This is a genomic window from Marinobacter sp. NP-4(2019) (assembly GCF_003994855.1).
GTDB lineage: Bacteria > Pseudomonadota > Gammaproteobacteria > Pseudomonadales > Oleiphilaceae > Marinobacter.
In genome coordinates this window covers 4156964-4174212 of the sequence record NZ_CP034142.1, presented here as the reverse complement: position 1 = coordinate 4174212, position 17249 = coordinate 4156964, and the positions used below count along the sequence as shown (strand labels likewise).

General features: G+C 58.8%; 17 protein-coding genes. 14 read left to right on the top strand and 3 right to left on the bottom strand.

The genetic code is table 11. The annotated features are described in order from the left end of the window. Positions 1–18: 18 nt before the first annotated feature. Positions 19–1482: a WS/DGAT/MGAT family O-acyltransferase gene (locus EHN06_RS19025; protein WP_127334053.1), complete on the top strand. Its 1464-nt coding sequence runs from the start codon at positions 19–21 to the stop codon at positions 1480–1482. Continuing rightward, on the top strand, positions 1470–2369 hold the full coding sequence (locus EHN06_RS19020; protein WP_127334052.1) for a LysR family transcriptional regulator: 900 nt from the start codon (positions 1470–1472) through the stop codon (positions 2367–2369). The genes EHN06_RS19025 and EHN06_RS19020 overlap by 13 nt, the downstream gene beginning before the upstream one ends. A 42-nt stretch (positions 2370–2411) precedes the next feature. On the opposite strand, the gene greB is transcribed toward EHN06_RS19020, so the two are convergent. After that, positions 2412–2897: a transcription elongation factor GreB gene (gene greB, locus EHN06_RS19015; RefSeq protein ID WP_127334051.1), complete on the bottom strand. Its 486-nt coding sequence runs from the start codon at positions 2895–2897 to the stop codon at positions 2412–2414. 173 nt (positions 2898–3070) lie between these two features. Here greB and EHN06_RS19010 point away from each other — a divergent pair, with 173 nt between their 5' ends. Beyond that, positions 3071–3508 (top strand): hypothetical protein, encoded by a 438-nt coding sequence (locus tag EHN06_RS19010; RefSeq protein WP_416332529.1) that lies wholly within the window; start codon positions 3071–3073, stop codon positions 3506–3508. On the opposite strand, the gene EHN06_RS19005 is transcribed toward EHN06_RS19010, so the two are convergent. After that, positions 3505–3816, bottom strand: coding sequence for a site-specific integrase (locus EHN06_RS19005; RefSeq protein ID WP_127334050.1), 312 nt, complete (start codon positions 3814–3816; stop codon positions 3505–3507). The genes EHN06_RS19010 and EHN06_RS19005 overlap by 4 nt on opposite strands. A gap of 151 nt (positions 3817–3967) precedes the next feature. After that, positions 3968–4228: an acyl-CoA-binding protein gene (locus tag EHN06_RS19000; protein ID WP_127334049.1), complete on the bottom strand. Its 261-nt coding sequence runs from the start codon at positions 4226–4228 to the stop codon at positions 3968–3970. A gap of 155 nt (positions 4229–4383) precedes the next feature. On the opposite strand from EHN06_RS19000, the gene EHN06_RS18995 reads away from it, so the two are divergent. From EHN06_RS18995 to tssH, 11 genes are all read left to right on the top strand, one after another. Then, positions 4384–4875, top strand: a complete 492-nt coding sequence (locus EHN06_RS18995; RefSeq protein WP_127334048.1) for a DUF4442 domain-containing protein — start codon at positions 4384–4386, stop codon at positions 4873–4875. 192 nt (positions 4876–5067) lie between these two features. Beyond that, the gene (gene tssB / locus EHN06_RS18990; protein WP_127334047.1) at positions 5068–5565 is read left to right on the top strand and encodes a type VI secretion system contractile sheath small subunit; all 498 of its coding nucleotides are present in this window, start codon (positions 5068–5070) and stop codon (positions 5563–5565) included. Positions 5566–5622: 57 nt separating this feature from the next. After that, positions 5623–7104 (top strand): type VI secretion system contractile sheath large subunit, encoded by a 1482-nt coding sequence (tssC, locus tag EHN06_RS18985; protein WP_127334046.1) that lies wholly within the window; start codon positions 5623–5625, stop codon positions 7102–7104. A 3-nt stretch (positions 7105–7107) separates the two neighbouring features. Then, on the top strand, positions 7108–7548 hold the full coding sequence (tssE, locus tag EHN06_RS18980) for a type VI secretion system baseplate subunit TssE (protein WP_127334045.1): 441 nt from the start codon (positions 7108–7110) through the stop codon (positions 7546–7548). 157 nt (positions 7549–7705) lie between these two features. Then, positions 7706–9478: a type VI secretion system baseplate subunit TssF gene (tssF, locus tag EHN06_RS18975; protein ID WP_127334044.1), complete on the top strand. Its 1773-nt coding sequence runs from the start codon at positions 7706–7708 to the stop codon at positions 9476–9478. Then, complete coding sequence (tssG, locus tag EHN06_RS18970) at positions 9442–10458, top strand: type VI secretion system baseplate subunit TssG (protein ID WP_127334043.1); 1017 nt, start codon at positions 9442–9444, stop codon at positions 10456–10458. The genes tssF and tssG overlap by 37 nt, the downstream gene beginning before the upstream one ends. Positions 10459–10480: 22 nt before the next feature. Then, positions 10481–11809 (top strand): type VI secretion system-associated FHA domain protein TagH, encoded by a 1329-nt coding sequence (tagH, locus tag EHN06_RS18965; protein ID WP_127334042.1) that lies wholly within the window; start codon positions 10481–10483, stop codon positions 11807–11809. Then, positions 11806–12339 (top strand): type VI secretion system lipoprotein TssJ, encoded by a 534-nt coding sequence (tssJ, locus tag EHN06_RS18960; protein WP_127334041.1) that lies wholly within the window; start codon positions 11806–11808, stop codon positions 12337–12339. The genes tagH and tssJ overlap by 4 nt, the downstream gene beginning before the upstream one ends. Then, the gene (gene tssK / locus EHN06_RS18955; protein WP_127334040.1) at positions 12339–13673 is read left to right on the top strand and encodes a type VI secretion system baseplate subunit TssK; all 1335 of its coding nucleotides are present in this window, start codon (positions 12339–12341) and stop codon (positions 13671–13673) included. Before tssJ ends, tssK begins: the two co-directional genes overlap by 1 nt. A gap of 3 nt (positions 13674–13676) precedes the next feature. After that, on the top strand, positions 13677–14504 hold the full coding sequence (icmH, locus tag EHN06_RS18950; protein ID WP_127334039.1) for a type IVB secretion system protein IcmH/DotU: 828 nt from the start codon (positions 13677–13679) through the stop codon (positions 14502–14504). Continuing rightward, entirely contained in the window at positions 14470–17148 is a 2679-nt protein-coding gene (tssH, locus tag EHN06_RS18945) for a type VI secretion system ATPase TssH (RefSeq protein ID WP_127334038.1), read from the top strand. Before icmH ends, tssH begins: the two co-directional genes overlap by 35 nt. Positions 17149–17249: the final 101 nt, after the last annotated feature.

Genomic DNA, 17249 nt, shown 5'->3' with positions numbered 1-17249 from the left:
GTTATGGAGCACGACGTTATGGATCACCTGAGCGGTATGGATGCAATGTTTCTTCATCTGGAATCGGCGGAGATGCCGATGCATGTCGGGGCACTTCATGTGTTGGAGGTGCCGGAAGAGCTCAGAGAAGAGTTTTTCGAGAGCGTAAGAACTTTTGTTGCCCAACGTATACACCTGGCATCGATATTCACTCGCAAGCTGGCTAACATGCCCTTTGATCTGTCCAACCCCGTTTGGGTGGAGGATGAAGATACTGATCTCGATCACCACGTCCATCATATAACCCTGCCCAAGCCCGGCAGCAATCGTCAGTTACAACAGACCATCGCGCGCCTGCACTCGAGCCTGCTGGATCGCAGTCGACCGTTGTGGGAGATCTACATCATCGATGGGCTGAAGAGTGGCGAAGTGGCGCTTTATACGAAACTGCACCATGCCGCGGTGGATGGTCAGGCAGGGATTGAGGTTGGTCGGGCACTCTTTGATATGGAGCCCGGCGGACGCAAGATCAAGCCGCCAAGGCCGAAGCTGCGCAGGAATCAATACCAGTTGGGCGTGGCCGAGCTCATGGGGGCGGCCATACTGAACAGTGGTCAGCAAGTTTTCAAGTTAGCGAAAATGATCCCCGAGGTGGGGGGAGCCGCCAAAAGGCTGTTTGCCCGGGGAGAGGGTTCGTCGGGGCCTGGCCTGCCGGGCTTGCTCAAACCGAAACAATGGCTGGCACCGAGCACCCCGCTCAATACGGCGATTACCAACCAACGAAGCTTTGCCGGGCGGACAGTGCCGCTGGCGGAGATAAAACAAATCGCCAAGGCATTTGAAGTATCGTTAAATGACGTGGTGATGGCGACTGTCTCAGGTACGTTACGTCGCTACCTGAAGGAGAGTCAGGAATTACCTTCCGGTTCCATGCGGGCGGCGGCACCGGTCAGCCTGCGACAGTCAGGGGACGATACGGAGAACAATCAGGTCAGTATTCTGACAGTGGATCTGGCGACCGATGAGTCCGATCCCCTGGTGCGGCTGCGGCGTATCAGCGCCGCAGCAACCCGTAGTAAAGAGTCGCTGACGACCTATCGATCGGCAATCCCCACGGATTTCCCACTTCTTGCTGCTCCCTGGCTAATCTCCGGAGCAGCCTCCCTGTTTGGACGCTCACGTATGGCCGACTGGTTGCCGCCAGCGGCCAATCTGGTTATTTCCAATGTGGTTGGTATACCGGTGCCGTTGTACTTCGCTGGCGCCAAGGTCCTCAGTTTCTATCCCGTCTCAATCCCTTCCCATGGCATGGCTCTCAATGTCACCGTGGCTAGCTATAACGGACGTATGGACTACGGTCTGATCGCCTGCCGCAGAGCGCTGCCGGATCTTAATGAGATGGGGGACTACCTCCTTGAGGAGCACCAGCGACTGCTGGCACTGGCAGGCTCTGGAACATCGTCAGTACCCGAGCCGGAAACAAAAGCCTCATGCTCACACTGAAGCAGCTTAGACATCTGCAAGTTGTTATCCGACATGGCAGTATCAAGAGAGCGGCTGAGATACTGCACGTTACTCCCCCGGCGCTGACCCGGAGTCTGAACCTTCTTGAGGACGACCTGGGCGTACAGCTCTTTGATCGCAGTAAGAATGGAATGCAGGCAACCGAGTTTTGCCTGCAGATTCGGGATCGTTGCGCTCGACTACTCAGCGATATAGAAGACCTGGTGCATGAAGCCAACCTGTATCGCAATCTGGAATCAGGACGAATTAATCTCGGTATCGGCAGAGCCATACGGGATTTTGTCCTGAGACCCGTGCTGCCTGACTTTGTTGAGCAGTACCCAAAAATCCAGATCCATATCAGTGAAGGATTACCCGGAGAGTTGATAGACGGCTTGAAGAACCGGCAATTTGATGTAGTGATCGCTGGTTCCAGTGGACTGGACGAAATCGAAGGCCTCAGCTTTCAATGTCTGAAATCTGTTCCGTCATTTATCGTTGCGCGGCGAGGGCACCCGTTAGAGAACCATCATGGAACGTCACTTGCGGACCTCTTTGACTATCCAATGCTGGCCGCAACAGAACTTGTTGCCACGCACCCGATGAGACAGTTTTTGTCTGAGACTTCGGGCAAGACTCCGGAGGTACACATACTGAGTAGCGATTATGAGCTTCTCAAAGAAATACTACAGCGTACGGATGCCTGGATTCCTGTTCCCACACCCCAATTTGCAGCGGACGTGGAGGCGGGTGAGCTGACGGTGTTGGATGTTCCCGATTGGAAATTCAATGCCGATATCCGTGCCATAGAGTTGGCTGGGCGGGCTCGCTCGCCTGCGGTGGCGCAGTTTGTTGAGCATTGTATGCAGCGCGTAGATCTCTGGTAGTTTGTGCAAGCCTTCGACTACTGCCTCCGGAGGGAGCCGAACTTAAATCGGATTCGGTGGTTGGTAACTGATTTTTTCAATTTCCCAGTATTTTTCCGAGTCGGGCGTTTTGACGACGACCTCGTCTCCTTCACTCTTCCCCAGGCACGCCCTGACAATGGGGGCATTGACGGAAACATAGTTCTTCTTGCCGTAGATCTCATCGACCCCGACAATCCTGAATGACAAGGTCTGGTCATCGTCATCCACCAGAGTAACCCAGGCGCCAAAAAACGCCTTTCCCTCCTGAGCCGGGCTGTAGTCAACAACGCGCAGTTTCGATAACCGCTGTCGCAGGTATCGGACTCTTCGATCAATTTCCCTGAGCCTTTTCTTATTGTATTGGTAGTCCGCGTTTTCGGAACGATCGCCGAGGCTGGCTGCCCATTGCACCTTCTTGGTGACCATGGGCCGTTCCTCGCGCCACAGGTAGTCGAGCTCTTTCTTGAGTTCTTCGTGGCCTTCCCGGGTAATTACATTGGTGTCCATGTGAACCTGTCAATATAGAAGCGCTTTATGGGTAACATTGTAAACCTCGCCGGTTTTCCTTGGTACCCGGGGTGGTTCACAGTGAAAACTGTCACAAACCTGACGACTCGTTGAGTTTTTTGTCGCCCGTGGCGATAGACTGATCAAAATTTGACTCACGGACCGGGTTTGATATGAGTTCTTTCTGTAAGATCAAGACGGCTTTCGTGCTGGGGCTGACCCTTATGCCTGTGTCGCTGCTGGGGCAGACAACAGCAGAAGGTGAGGGTGGAGAGGTGTTTGACTATCGTGAGCGTTCAACGGTGGACAGTATTCCCCTGCGCTCAATGGAAGAGGAAACCCTGGCCAATACCGTCATTGAAGGTGGGCTGGCAGCGCCTGCGGCCGGCGTGCCGGTTCAGCCCCGCAGCGAAGAGGATTTCTACCTTGATCCGCTGGCGCTGCAGCCGCGGGACCCCCGTACCGATCTGGGCCGAAGCGAAATTCCGGTGGAATTCCGCTTCAGCAACCCCAAGGTGGTGCCCGGCCAGAACCATAGCAACAACTATCTGATTCGACCGCCCGAGAACCGCACCTATGAGGCCCAGAGCATCAATATGATCCAGCGCTAGGCGGCTACAATCTGCTCTGCTTCGGTTTTCCCCAGTACGTCCTCATAGAAAAACGTCAAAGCCTGGCTTGCCTGGTTCAGCCGTGCCCGTGACAACTGGATTCTGTCCTTCAGGTAGGTGAGAAACAGCTGGCGGTCACCCGTTTCCAGGTTTTGCGGATCCTTCAGTTCGTGAAAAAGCACAAACCTTGATATCCAGTGCAGGTAAGTCTGCTCTGCCCGCTGGTTCAGCTGATGTTTCTGGATTGCTTCGTTAACGCGGCCAACAAGGCCCGGCTGGGATTGTTCCAGCGCCTCGGTAATGTCCATGGTTACTCTTCCGGATGCATTGTTGTTTTTATGTTGCGCGCATCTTATGACAATCATTTGAATGTCGCAAAATTTTTCGGGCGTGCTGCCGGCTTCGGGGCCCGATCCGCCATCTGGGGCGGTGCACCGGCCGGCAACGGGTTTGGCGGGGTTATTTCAGGGCATTGAGCTTGTCAATGTACTTCTGCATGGCTTCATCGCTGGAAGTGCCTTTCAGTTCCGCCCAGGCGTCGTACTTGGCGCGACCCACGAAATCCATCATGCCTGGGCGCTTGCCGCTGACATCCCCTTCGGTTGCCTGCTTGTACAGCGCGTAGAATTCCAGCTTCATCTCGTTGGACGGCTTGAAGTCGCCTTCGGCGGTCTGGATGTAATTAACGGCTTCGTCAAACTGGGTTTTCAGGTCACTCATGTCTCTTTCCTTTGTTATTGAGAGGGTTATCCGCTAAGTACGGTTTTGCCGAGTATAGCCACAGAGGTGGCGGGCGTCATTGACTGATCGTTCCTTTCCTTCGACGAATGGGTTATTGTCCTGCCTCAAAATTTCAGCTAACCGGAGTAAGGTCCATGGCCACCACCAACAAACTGGCCGGTATTGTCGGCAAGATCAACAAATTACCTACCTTTGCCCGGTCGCGGGCGCTGACCCTGTTTTTCGGTAAAGTGGTGCCATTCACCGGTACCGCCGGTATCCGCATCGAGCATCTGGACGCGGAACGCTGTGTGATCAGTATCGCCAATAAGCGTCGGGTGCAGAATCACATTGGTGGTGTTCACGCCGTGGCCTCCCTGCTGCTGGCGGAGTCCGCCACCGGCTTCTTGGTGGGCCTGAACGTACCGGACGACAAGGTGCCCGTGATCAAGACCGCCCATGCGGAGTACACCCGTCGCGCCAAGGGTGACATGACCGTGGAAGCTCACCTGACCCCGGAGCAACGGGAGCGGATGCGGGTGGACGACAAAGGGGAAACCTCCGTGCCGGTGACCATTCGTGACAGCGAAAACCAGGAGCCCATCGAGATCGAAATGATCTGGGCCTGGACGCCGAAACGCCGTTAACAGCGGGAGGCAGCGGTGCCGATCCGGGCTCTGTTTGGCAAAACTTTGCCCGGACGCACATTTTTGCTACACGTTGGCCAGTTTTTGCTTGAGAATGGATATCATCCTGTGTAGAGTTTTTGCCGTTGCGTACCGGGAGGGTATGCACAAGGGATTGAACAACTGCAAATGATTTGCACAGGGAGCAAGCGCATGTCTTCAAAAGACGGTTCCGTCGCGCCTAAAGAGCGCATCAATATCAAATATGTCCCCGCCACCGGCGATCAGCAGGCTGAAACCGAACTGCCGCTGAAGATGTTCGTGGTCGGCGACTTCAAGGGACAGCCCGAGGAAACCCCCATCGAGGACCGCAAGGCCGTTTCCGTCGACAAGAACAACTTCCGTTCTGTCATGAAGGAAGCCGGTCTTACCCTTTCCACTACGGTGTCCAACCAGCTGGATGAAGAAGCCGACGAACTGCCGGTGAACCTGGAATTCCAGACCCTGGACGATTTCTCCCCGGATGGCATTGCCCGTCAGGTGCCTGAGCTCAACAAGCTGATCGAGCTGCGTGAAGCCCTGGTTGCCCTGAAAGGTCCGCTGGGTAATGTGCCGTCATTCCGATCCAAGCTGCAGGAGCTGCTGGACAACGAAGACGCCCGGGGCAAGCTGTTGGCCGAACTGGATCTGGCCACAGAAAAAGCCGAGTAATCCGAAGGCTCGCAATCGATTTCCGACTTTAATCAAAACGTACTGAAGGGATGTAGTATGTCTGATACTGCTGTGCAGCAATCGGCTGCCTCCGAATCCGTAGCAGAAGGGTCCTTGCTGGATCAGGTCATGGCCAACAGCCGTATGGCGCCGGCCGACGAGGGCTACGATGTGGCCCGCAAAGGAGTGGCGACGTTCATTGCCAACCTGCTGAAAAGCGATGAGAAAGGCCAGCCGGTCAACAAGGCGCTGGTGGACCAGATGGTGGTTGAGCTGGATCGAAAGATCAGCGCCCAGATGGATGAAATCCTGCACGCGCCGAAACTGCAGGAACTGGAATCGTCCTGGCGCGGCCTGAAACTGATGGTCGATCGCACCGAATTCCGCGAGAACATCAAGGTGGACATTCTCCATGCCACCAAAGCCGAGCTGCTGGAAGATTTCGAATTTGCCCCGGATGTCACCCAGGCCGGTTTTTACAAACACATATATTCCACCGAGTACGGCCAGTTCGGTGGCGAGCCGGTCGGTGCCGTGGTCGGCAACTACGCGTTCACCCCGTCCACACCGGACATGAAACTGCTGCAGTATGTGTCCTCCGTCGGCGCTATGGCCCATGCACCATTCCTGTCCTCGGTCGCGCCGTCGTTCTTCGGCGTCGACAGCTACCAGGAACTGCCGGCCATCAAGGAACTGAAGGCGGTTTTCGAAGGGCCAAAATACGCCAAATGGCGCTCCCTGCGTGAGTCCGAAGACGCCCGCTACCTGGGGCTGACATCGCCGCGCTTCCTGTTGCGGGTACCCTACGATCCCACCGAAAACCCGGTGCGCAGCTTCAACTACAAGGAAGATGTGTCCGGCGACCACGAGCATTACCTGTGGGGCAACACCGCCTACCTGTTGGCCACGCGCCTGACCGAAAGCTTCGCCAAGTATCGCTGGTGCCCGAATATCATCGGCCCGCAAAGTGGCGGCGCGGTGGAAGACCTGCCGGTGCACCTGTTTGAATCCTTCGGCCAGTTGGAAGCCAAGATACCCACCGAAGTGCTGATCACCGACCGTCGCGAATACGAAATGGCCGACGAAGGCTTCATCGCCCTGACCATGCGCAAGGGCAGCGACAATGCAGCATTCTTCTCCGCCAACTCGGTACAGAAGCCCAAACAGTTCCCCAACACCAAGGAAGGCAAGGAAGCGGAAACCAACTACAAGCTGGGTACGCAACTGCCTTACATGATGATCGTCAACCGCCTGGCGCACTACATCAAAGTGCTGCAGCGCGAACAGATCGGCTCCTGGAAAGAGCGTCAGGACCTGGAGCGGGAACTGAACACCTGGATCCGCCAATACGTGGCCGACCAGGAAAACCCACCGGCCGAAGTCCGCAGCCGCCGCCCCCTGCGTGCCGCGCAGGTAACCGTCTCGGATGTGGAAGGCGATCCGGGCTGGTACCAGGTGTCCCTGGCGGTGCGTCCGCACTTCAAGTACATGGGCGCCAACTTCGAACTGTCACTGGTTGGCCGACTGGACAAGGATTAATCCGTGTTCAATCACCCGGCCAGCGACGGATCGCAGGCCAGCACCGGCAGCCTGTTCGAACGACTGGAACAGGCGGCCGAGCCGGCCGGCCAGAGCATGGACGAAGTCACCCACGTTGTTGAATCCATCAAGCGCCATCTGGTCCGCCTGCTGAACGCCCACCCGGGCAACAGCGCCAGCGTACCGGACCTGGGATTGCTGGATTTCAACGACGCCACGCTCGGCACCCATGATCTGAGTGTCCAGATTCGCGGCGCGATCCGACAGTGCATTGAGAAGTTTGAACCCAGGGTGAAGCGGGTTGATGTCGTTAATCTGCCGCAGGGGCCAGACCCCTTGCAGTTACGGTTTCAGGTGACGGTCTATCTGAGGGTTGGTTCGGAAGACGACAAAACCACGATCGATTTGTTATTGGACGACAAGCGCTACTACAGAGTGATGTGAGTAGTTCGCAGGCAAGGATGAGAGCAGGGGAAGGGTGCGCTTTCCAAAAGTGTGCGGGGCCAGGGATGGCGGAGCCCAAGCGCCCCATGGATGGGCTTGAGCGTCTTTTGGAAAGCGCACCCTTCCCCTGCTCGGAGCCAAACTTGGTGCAGTAGTTATGAAGTTAAACCGATTCTACAGAGACGAGTTGAGCTTTCTGCGATTGCAAGGAAGGGAATTCGCCGATGCCCATCCGCAGTTGACCCGGTTTCTGTCGGAGCAAAGCACCGATCCGGATGTCGAACGGCTACTGGAAGGCTTTGCCTTTCTGACCGGCAAACTCCGGGAAAAAGTCGAGGACGAGTTCCCCGAGATCACCCATTCGCTGCTCAACATGCTATGGCCCAACTACCTGCGGCCAGTGCCCAGTTGCACCATCATGCGGTTTGATCCGCAGCTGCATGCCATCAGTGAACGTCAGCGGGTGGATCGGCATACCGAAATCAAAAGCCGGCCGCTGGGCGACGCCACACGCCAGACCCAGTGCCGGTTCCGCACCTGCCGGGCAGTGGAGATGTTTCCGGTTAGCGTAGCGAACGCCCATGCCGAGCATTCCCGGGAAGTGTCGTCCGTGACCGTGGATCTGGCGCTACATACCGACCAGCCACTGTCATCCCTGGGTATGGACAGCCTGCGGTTCTACCTGGGCGGCGAGAACCATGTCGCGGAAACCCTGTACCTGTGGCTGAACCATTATCTGGAGCGGATTGAACTGGTTGTAGGCAAGTCGGTATACCGCCTGCCCGCGACCATGTTGCAGCCAGTCGGGTTCGGGAATGACGAAGCATTATTGCCGTATCCCAAGAATGCCTACTCCGGTTACCGGATTCTGCAGGAATACCTGAGTTTTCCCGAAGCCTTCCGCTTTGTGGATATTCACGGCCTTCGTCAGCGGTTACCGGCGGTGCAGGCGGACGAGATCAGCCTGCGATTTCATTTCAGCCGCATCCTGCCGCCGGACGCCAAAGTGCGGGAAGAGAATTTCCAGCTGTACTGCGTGCCGGCAGTGAACCTGTTCAGCCACGAAGCTGAGCCAGTGGATCTCAATGGGCGGCAGACAGAATACCGGGTTTCACCGTCGAGCCGGTCGCCGGATCACTATGAAGTCTTCAGTATTGAGCAGGTGGAAGGCTGGCTGGAAGGCCGCTCCGGGCGTGGTGAGCCGCGCATTTACACCGCATTCGAGAGCTTTCAGCACGAAGTGGAGCGGGATCGTGGCCGTACCGCTCTGTATTACCGGGTGCGGGCACGGGACAGTGTCCGAGGGGACGGCTTCGATCATTACATGTCGTTTGTGCGGGGCGATGAGTCCGAATGCATGAGCCGGCAGGAAGCGATTTCCCTGACGCTGACCTGCACCAACCGCCAACTGCCGAGCCAACTGGCGGTGGGGGAAATCTGCATGGCAACGGAGAGCACGCCAGCGTTCGCCACCTTCAGCAACATTACCCGGCCAACCGCCACCCTTCGACCGACGCTGGATGGCAGCTTACTGTGGACACTGATTTCCAACCTGTCACTGAACTACCTGTCCATGCTGGACGTGGATGCCCTGCGCACAGTGCTGCGGGTGTATGACTTCCGCGCGCTGGTGGATCGCCAGGCCGAGCGGGTATCCCAGAAGCGGCTGGCCGGCATTGCGGGCATCGAAACCTCCCCGGTGGATCGCATGGTGCGGGGGTTGCCGGTGCGGGGGATTCGGTCGGTACTGAAGCTGGACCAGACAGCGTTTGCCTCGGAAGGCGACTTGTACCTGTTTGGTACGGTTCTCAGCCAGTTTTTTGCGTTATACGCGAGCATCAACGCCTTTCACCAACTGGAAGTGGTGAATACAGACAATCAGGAACGGTACACATGGACGTTACAGCAAGGTCAGCAGCCGCTGATGTAGCCGAGCTGCAGCCGGTTCTGGGCAACGCACGGCGCTACAATTTCTTTCAACTGGTGGATCTGATTCACCGGCATCATGGGGATGACCTGGAGCGTTCTCAGGACGACCAGCCCCGGCGTGAGCGTATCCGCTTCTCGGCGTCGGCCGGCTTGGGGTTCCCGGGCAGTGATGTGGTGCAGGCGTTCTCTCCGGAGCACGAACACGCACCCTATCAGATGGAAGTCAGTTTCCTGGGGCTGCACGGATCGCAGTCGCCGCTGCCTGGCTACTACCTGGAGGACCTGGCCTGGGAAGCAGGGCAGGAGTTGGGGATTCGTCGCCACTTCCTGGATTTTTTCAATCACCGGCTGGTGACGCTGTTCCATCGGGCCTGGCGCAAGTACCGGTATTACGTGCGCTTCCGGCCCGGGGCGTCGGACGGTTTTTCCGATCATATTTTTGCCCTGGTGGGCCTGGGTGACAGCCGGTTGCGGGACGCCACACCGGTGAACTGGTCGAAGATGCTGGCCTACGCTGGGTTGATGGCGGGTCGCAGTCGTTCTCCGGAAGTGGTCAGTGGCATTGTCGCCCACTGTTTTGATCTGGATGACGTCAGTATCGAGCAATGGGTGTTACGCCGTGTCGCCATCCCCGACGATCAGCAGACCCGGTTGGGGCGGGCTAACGTAGCCCTGGGGTACGACACACTAGTGGGCAACGGCATCCGTGATCGCAGTGGCAAATTCATCCTGCGTATTCGCAACCTGGGCCGTCAGCGTTTCGCCGACTTCCTGCCCAACGGCAAGGATCACCAGCGGTTGCTGAAACTGGTGGAATTCACCACCCGGGAGCAGTTGGCCTACGATCTGGAGCTGCAGATGCGACCTAAAGATGTGAAACCGATGCAGACCGGAGTCGAGGTACGACTGGGCTGGAACTCGTTTGTGACGCCGGAGAAGGCGCGCAAGCTGCCGGCGGTTCGCCTCCAGATTCGCCGCTGAGTTAATAACAAGGAAACCGGACATGGATGAACGTCAGTCACTGAAGCTGGAAATCAGCAACCCCACCACCACGGGCAGCGGCCTGCTGCCGGAGCATGTTTTCACCATGGCGGGGGGCTCCATTGGCACAGCGGAGAATGACACCTGGAAGTTGTCATCCCACCGCACCGGCGCCATGGCAGGACACGCCGAGGTGCGATTTATTGACGGCGTGTTCTGCCTGATTGATCGCAGTGGCCGCACCTACATCAACAGTGCCAGCCAACCCATCGGCCGTGGCCGGCGGGCGCGACTGAACAGCGGCGATACCATAACCATAGGGCGCTACCAGATCCGCGCTGAGCTGATCCGTGGTCGCCGCCACGATGCCGGCCCTGTTCCGGCCGGTGAGGGCGAGGATCGTACCCTGGTGGATGTCGAGGAAAGCGGGCTGGTGCGCGCGGAGGACCGGGAACTGGAAGCGGCCGGTCATGAGCCTCTGCAGGGGTTGACCCCGGCTCCGGGGCAGTCGGTCAGCGCGGATCCGCTGGACCACTGGGCGGCGGACGAAACCCGACAGACGGAAGAGGTAAAGACCCGGGAGGAGAACAGTCTGCTGGCCAGTGACCCAAAATGGTTCGCGGCCGAAGGCGAAGTGACCGATGAATACCGGGAACACCGCGATGTCGCGGTCGGATTGCCGGTCAGACAAGGAGAACAGGACAGGATGTCAGTACAGTTGCCCCGAAAAAACAGACAGCAGGCCGCCGACCAGAGCCGTCAACACATCAGTGGTGCGCCCTTGCTAAACGGCATGGACACCGATCTGGGCTTTGGCGATAGTGATGAAATGCGGCTGTTCCTGGAAGAAGCCGGCCAGACCCTGAAAGCCACGGTGGAGGGGTTGCTGGCATTGCACCAGGGTGAGGACAGCCGCCACCAGGCGCTGCGGACGCGGCTGCAGCCGATTGAGGACAACCCGCTGCGCCTGGGCGAGAGTTACCAGGACACGGTCCAGACGCTGTTTGCCAGCCAGCGCAGTCCCGTCCACCTGTCCGCGCCGGCGGCGGTCAGCGAGAGCCTGCAGAGCCTGCGGCACCATCAGGTCGCGACCAGTGAAGCCATTCGCGAGGCGCTGGATGCCATCCTTCACGCCTTTTCCCCGGAAGCCCTGTTGCGCCGTTTTCATGGCTATCGTCGTGGCTTGCAGCAGCATGAGGACGAAGGTCGCTGGGCCTGGGATATGTACCAGCATTATTACCGTGAACTGAAGTCCAGTCGTCAGCAGGGCTTTGAGCGTCTCTTCCAGGAGGTGTTTGAGCAGGCTTACGACCAACACTTGCGTCAACTACAGAGGGAGAATCTGTCGTGAAATACAGTAAAGGGATATTACTGGCCGTTGTCTTTGCGATGGTGGGCTGCAGCACGCCCTACAACGCGGTCTCGAAAACCGCCAAGGTGCTGTGGGATCCGGACATTCCCGTGGGGTATCCGGAGGACCTGCCCAGCCGCGTGGATCTCACCATGCTGGCTGAGCCGGACGTCAATCCAAACGAATCGCTGGCACCCACTCCGATTGCTTTCCAGGTGATAGAGATGCGGGACAGCTCCATGCTGATGGCTGGGGATTTCGACCAACTGCTGAACGATTTGGAGGACTCCCTCGGCCAGAACTACATCGATCACGATGATTATTCCCTGGTACCTGGCCAGTTCCGCTTTGTCGAACCGTTCGAGATCAGCCAGGACACCCGTTTCATCGGCATCATTGCGTTCTACGCCTACCCCAATCTGTCCCAGTGGAAGAAGGTGGTGAAGGTGGACCCCATTGGTGGTCGCTATCACCTGATGGTCAACCTGCGTGAGCGGGAAGTTCAACTCAGAAGATCGGATGAATCCTGATGGCTGTCGTGAATCGAGTGGTCTGGAGTGACGGGCTGTTTATCAAACCCCAGCACTTCCAGCAACAACAACGGTACCTGGAACACCAGATCAACGAACGGGCACTGGCGATTTCAGACTATCTGTATGGCTTCGGCGATCTGGAACTGAATGCCGAATACCTGAGCTTTGGACGCATCGGCCTGGTGCATGCCAGCGGCCTGTTCCCGGACGGAACCCGCTTTAGCCTGCCACAGGATGACGTGATGCCAGAGCCGCTGGAAATCACCGATGCCTCGGTGGCCAACCAGGTGGTTTACCTGGCGTTACCCCTGAGCAGCGACGCGCTGGCGGAAGTGGAATGGCCGGACGCTGCCGTGTCCGGTCGGTTTCGTGCCCATGCTGAGGAAGTTCGTGACCTGCACTCCATCGACGGAGATACCCACATCATTGATGTGGCCCGGGTGGCGCCGCGCCTGATGCTGGAGCGGGAGGACCGCAGCGCCTATGCGGCCCTGGCCATTGGCCGGATCCTGGAGAAACGCCCGGATGGCAGCCTGGTGATGGACCCGAACTTCATGCCGACCATGCTCAGTGTGCGTGCGGCCCCGCGGCTGCAACGCTTTGTCGGCGAAATGGCCGGACTGATGAAGGAACGGGCGAGGAACATCGCCGAACGTGTGGGCGCACCGGGGCAGGGCGGCGTCGCCGATGTGGCGGATTTCATGCTGCTGCAGATGCTCAACCGGGCCCACCCCCGCTTCATGCATCTGGCCCGGCTTCGACAGCTCCATCCCGAGCGCCTGTACGAGGCCCTGCTGGAACTGTGCGGGGAACTGGTGACCTTCACCGATGAAAATCGACTGCCCCGGGAATACACGGCCTACGATCATGACCTGCCGGAAGCGTCGTTTACGCCGCTGATGCAGGTACTGAGGCAGTCCCTGAGCACCGTGCTGGAGCCGCGAGCCCTGGCGATCCAGCTGCAGGAACGCCAGTACGGTCTGACCGTGGCGCCGATTCAGGATGCCCAGTTGCTCGGCAGTGCGGAGTTTATCCTGGCGGTGAAAGCGGACATGCCCCTGGACGATCTGCGCAAGCAGTTCACCCAGCAGTGCAAGGTGGCGTCGGTGGAAAAGATCCGCGATCTGATCAGCCTGCAACTGCCGGGCATACCGCTTTCGGCCCTGCCGGTGGCGCCGCGTCAGCTGCCTTACCACGCCGGTTTTGTGTATTTCCGTCTGGACGACCAGAGCCAGGCCTGGCAGATGCTCGACAACGCCAGCGGCTTTGCCTTCCACGTGGCCGGCAGTTTCCCGGGTATGGAAATGCAGTTCTGGGCAATCAGGAGCTAAATCATGGCAAATGCACCGGTGATGGATTCACCCGATGGCAACATGGAAACCGATGGCAGTGCGTTCAGTGACCTGATGTTTACTGGCGGTGGCTACAACGGTCGCGCCGTCAGCCAGGGATTGGCCAACGAACAGTTTCAGCTTCGTGGCCTGGAGGACAATCGGCTGATTGATGCCGCGACACCGCTGCTGGGCCTGGTCATCCGGGTGCGGCGGCTGGCGGACTTCCGGGAAGTGGAGACGCTTTACCGGCAGGTGGTGGACGAAGTGGCGGCCATCGATCGGGAACTGGTGGAACAGGGCTATGAACGCCCGACGGTGGTGGCCTATCGCTACGTGCTCTGCGCCTTTATCGATGAGGCGGTGCTGGGCACGGAATGGGGGGCGCACAGTGTGTGGTCCCAGCATTCCCTGCTGTCCCGATTCCACAACGAGACCTGGGGTGGGGAAAAGGTCTTCGCCATTCTCTCCCGCATGGAGCAGGAACCGGCGCGTTACCAGGACATGCTGGCGTTTATCTACCTGTGTCTGTGCCTGGGTTTCGAAGGCCGTTATAAGGTCATGACCAATGGCCGTGAAGAATACGAGGACATTATCCGTGGTCTTCATGAACAGCTGAAAAGCCTGCGTGAACGCGACCAGGACCAACCGCTGGCGGATGCCCTGACCAATGTGACCCCGGCCCGCAACCGCCTGCGCAGCGGCCTGCCGATCTGGGGTATTGGCGGTTTGTTCGCGCTGGCCATGGCCGGAATCTATTCGCTCTACAACATGGCGCTGAACGAACGCATCAGGGATGTGCTCAGCGTACTGGAACAACTACCGAAATAAGGATATCACTGTGATTCGGGTAGAACTGCCGGCGCTGATCGGGCGCCTCAACGATATTTGCCGCCAGGGACTGGAATCCTCCGCAGCCCTTTGCATCAGTCGTCAGGGCGCGGAAATTACCCCCGCCCACCTGCTGTTCAAACTGTTGGAAACGCCGTTCTCCGACGTACGCCAGATTCTTGAGCAGGCGGGCATCAAGCATCAGGAGTTCCAGCCACTGGTGGGCGACAGCCTGAACGGCGAGCACCAGACTGCGGAACCCTATCCCTCGTTCTCGCCTTTGTTGGTGGATTTGCTGCAGGACGCCTGGTTGCTGTCCTCTACCGAGCTGGGTCATCGGGAACTGCGTTCCGGTGCCATCTTCCTCGCCCTGCTGCTGAACGCGGACCGTTACCTGATGCCCCGGGTCAGCCAGCAACTGCGTGACATCAACCGCGAACAACTGCGCCGCCAGTTCGATGCCATGACCGCCGGTTCCGCCGAACGCCAGGAACTGGAACAGGGCGATGGCAAGGCCCCGCTGGTCGAAGCCGACATGGATCCGCTCAAGCGTTACGCCACCGACTTCACCGCGCTGGCCCGTGGCGGCAAGCTGGATCCGGTGGTGTGCCGAGACGGGGAAATTGACCAGATGATCGACATCCTCTGCCGTCGCCGCAAGAACAACCCTATTGTGGTGGGCGATGCCGGTGTGGGCAAAAGCGCCGTGGTGGAAGGCCTGGCACTGCGCATCGTCAACGGCGATGTGCCCGAGCGCCTGACCGGCGTGGAACTTTGGACCCTCGACATGGGCGCGCTGCAGGCTGGCGCTTCCGTCAAAGGCGAGTTCGAGAAGCGGCTGAAAGGCGTGATCGAAGCGGTGAAAGGCTCCGCCACGCCGATCATCCTGTTTATCGACGAAGCCCACACCCTGATCGGCGCCGGCAACAGCGAAGGCGGCTCCGACGCCGCCAACCTGCTCAAACCGGCCCTGGCCCGTGGCGAACTGCGCACCATCGCCGCAACCACATGGCGCGAGTACAAGAAATACTTCGAGAAAGACCCGGCCCTGAGCCGCCGCTTCCAGCCAGTAGCTCTGGACGAACCTTCCTCCGGAGAGGCCGTCCACATCCTCCGCGGCCTGCGCACGGTCTATGAGAAAGCCCACAAGGTCCTGATCGCCGACAGCGCCCTCAAAGCCGCCGCCGAAATGTCCGCCCGCTACCTCGCCGGCCGCCAGTTACCGGACAAAGCCATCGACGTACTGGACACCGCCTGCGCCCGGGTCAGCCTGAACCTCAGCACCCCGCCGCGTCGACTCAGCCACGCGCGCAGCGAACGGCACCAGCTGGCCATGGAGCAGGACCTGCTCAGCCGCGAACACACCCTGGGCCAGCACGTGGACACCGAACGGGAAAGCGAACTGGAAACCCGCATCGCCACACTGAACGAAGAAGCGGCAGAACTGGAGCAAAGCTGGCATGACCAACGAGAGCTGGTCACCCGCCTGGTGGATCTCCGCGAACAACTGCTGACCGGCGATGAGAACGCTGAAGAAGCCGCAGGTGAAGAACCTGGAGCCGACAACGAAGAACGCCCGGACCTGAAAAGCGAAGCCGCCGCCATCGAACAGGAACTGGCCCAGCTCCAGGCCGACGAACCGCTGGTCCACGCCCGCGTGGATGCCCGCCAGGTGGCCGAAGTCATCGCCGACTGGACCGGCATCCCGGTCAACCGCATGACCACCGACGAACTGGAGAGAATCACCCATTTGCCGACGTACCTGCAGAAACACATCAAAGGCCAGGACACCGCCATCGACTGCCTGCACCAGCACCTGCTCACCGCCCGCGCCGACCTCCGCCGCCCGGGCCGCCCCATGGGCGCATTCCTGCTGGTAGGCCCCAGCGGCGTCGGCAAAACCGAAACCGTGGTGCAACTGTCCGAACTGCTCTACGGCGGTCGCCAGTTCCTCACCACCATCAACATGTCCGAATACCAGGAGAAACACACCGTCTCTCGCCTGATCGGTTCACCTCCCGGTTATGTCGGCTTCGGCGAAGGCGGCATCCTCACCGAAGCCATCCGCCAGAAACCCTACTCCGTGGTGCTGCTCGACGAAGTCGAAAAAGCCCACCCGGAAGTCCTCAACCTGTTCTACCAGGCCTTCGACAAAGGCGAACTGGCCGACGGCGAAGGCCGCCTGATCGACTGCAAAAACGTGGTGTTCTTCCTCACCTCCAACCTCGGCTACCAGACCATCGTCAACCACGCCGACGAACCGGAAAAGATTGAAGAAGCCCTCTACCCGGAACTGGCCAACTTCTTCAAACCAGCGCTGTTGGCCAGAATGGAAGTGGTGCCCTACCTGCCGCTGGGCGAAGACACCCTCAACCGCATCGTCGGCGACAAACTCCAACGTCTGGCGGACCAGATCAGAAACCGCTACCACACCGAAGTGGTGCTGGAAGACGGCCTGGTTGAAGCCATCCGCAGCCGCGCGACGAGAAGCGAAAACGGCGCGAGGATGCTGGAATCGATTATTGAAGGTGAACTGTTACCTCCGGTTTCACTGGCGTTGCTGGAAAAACTGGCTGAAAGGGAACCGGTTACGAAAGTCACTTTGGGTGTCCGGGAAAACAGATTCACAGGCTCTGTTGCCTGAAAGTAACTGAAACGTAGCGTAGCCTGCGGGGTGGCTGTCCAAAACCCTGCGGAGCCATGGATGGCGGAGCGGAGCGTACAGGGATGTATTCACAGCGTGTT

Bases quoted from the DNA above. Each gene is read 5' to 3' on its own strand.
- icmH (WP_127334039.1), top strand. From the start codon at position 13,677: ATGGCAAATGCACCGGTGATGGATTCACCCGATGGCAACATGGAAACC.
- tagH (WP_127334042.1), top strand. From the start codon at position 10,481: ATGGATGAACGTCAGTCACTGAAGCTGGAAATCAGCAACCCCACCACC.
- greB (WP_127334051.1), bottom strand. From the start codon at position 2,897: ATGGACACCAATGTAATTACCCGGGAAGGCCACGAAGAACTCAAGAAA.
- EHN06_RS19025 (WP_127334053.1), top strand. From the start codon at position 19: ATGGATCACCTGAGCGGTATGGATGCAATGTTTCTTCATCTGGAATCG.
- EHN06_RS18995 (WP_127334048.1), top strand. From the start codon at position 4,384: ATGGCCACCACCAACAAACTGGCCGGTATTGTCGGCAAGATCAACAAA.
- EHN06_RS19005 (WP_127334050.1), bottom strand. From the start codon at position 3,816: ATGGACATTACCGAGGCGCTGGAACAATCCCAGCCGGGCCTTGTTGGC.
- tssH (WP_127334038.1), top strand. From the start codon at position 14,470: ATGTGCTCAGCGTACTGGAACAACTACCGAAATAAGGATATCACTGTG.
- tssK (WP_127334040.1), top strand. From the start codon at position 12,339: ATGGCTGTCGTGAATCGAGTGGTCTGGAGTGACGGGCTGTTTATCAAA.
- EHN06_RS19020 (WP_127334052.1), top strand. From the start codon at position 1,470: ATGCTCACACTGAAGCAGCTTAGACATCTGCAAGTTGTTATCCGACAT.
- EHN06_RS19000 (WP_127334049.1), bottom strand. From the start codon at position 4,228: ATGAGTGACCTGAAAACCCAGTTTGACGAAGCCGTTAATTACATCCAG.
- tssB (WP_127334047.1), top strand. From the start codon at position 5,068: ATGTCTTCAAAAGACGGTTCCGTCGCGCCTAAAGAGCGCATCAATATC.
- EHN06_RS19010 (WP_416332529.1), top strand. From the start codon at position 3,071: ATGAGTTCTTTCTGTAAGATCAAGACGGCTTTCGTGCTGGGGCTGACC.
- tssF (WP_127334044.1), top strand. From the start codon at position 7,706: ATGAAGTTAAACCGATTCTACAGAGACGAGTTGAGCTTTCTGCGATTG.
- tssC (WP_127334046.1), top strand. From the start codon at position 5,623: ATGTCTGATACTGCTGTGCAGCAATCGGCTGCCTCCGAATCCGTAGCA.
- tssG (WP_127334043.1), top strand. From the start codon at position 9,442: ATGGACGTTACAGCAAGGTCAGCAGCCGCTGATGTAGCCGAGCTGCAG.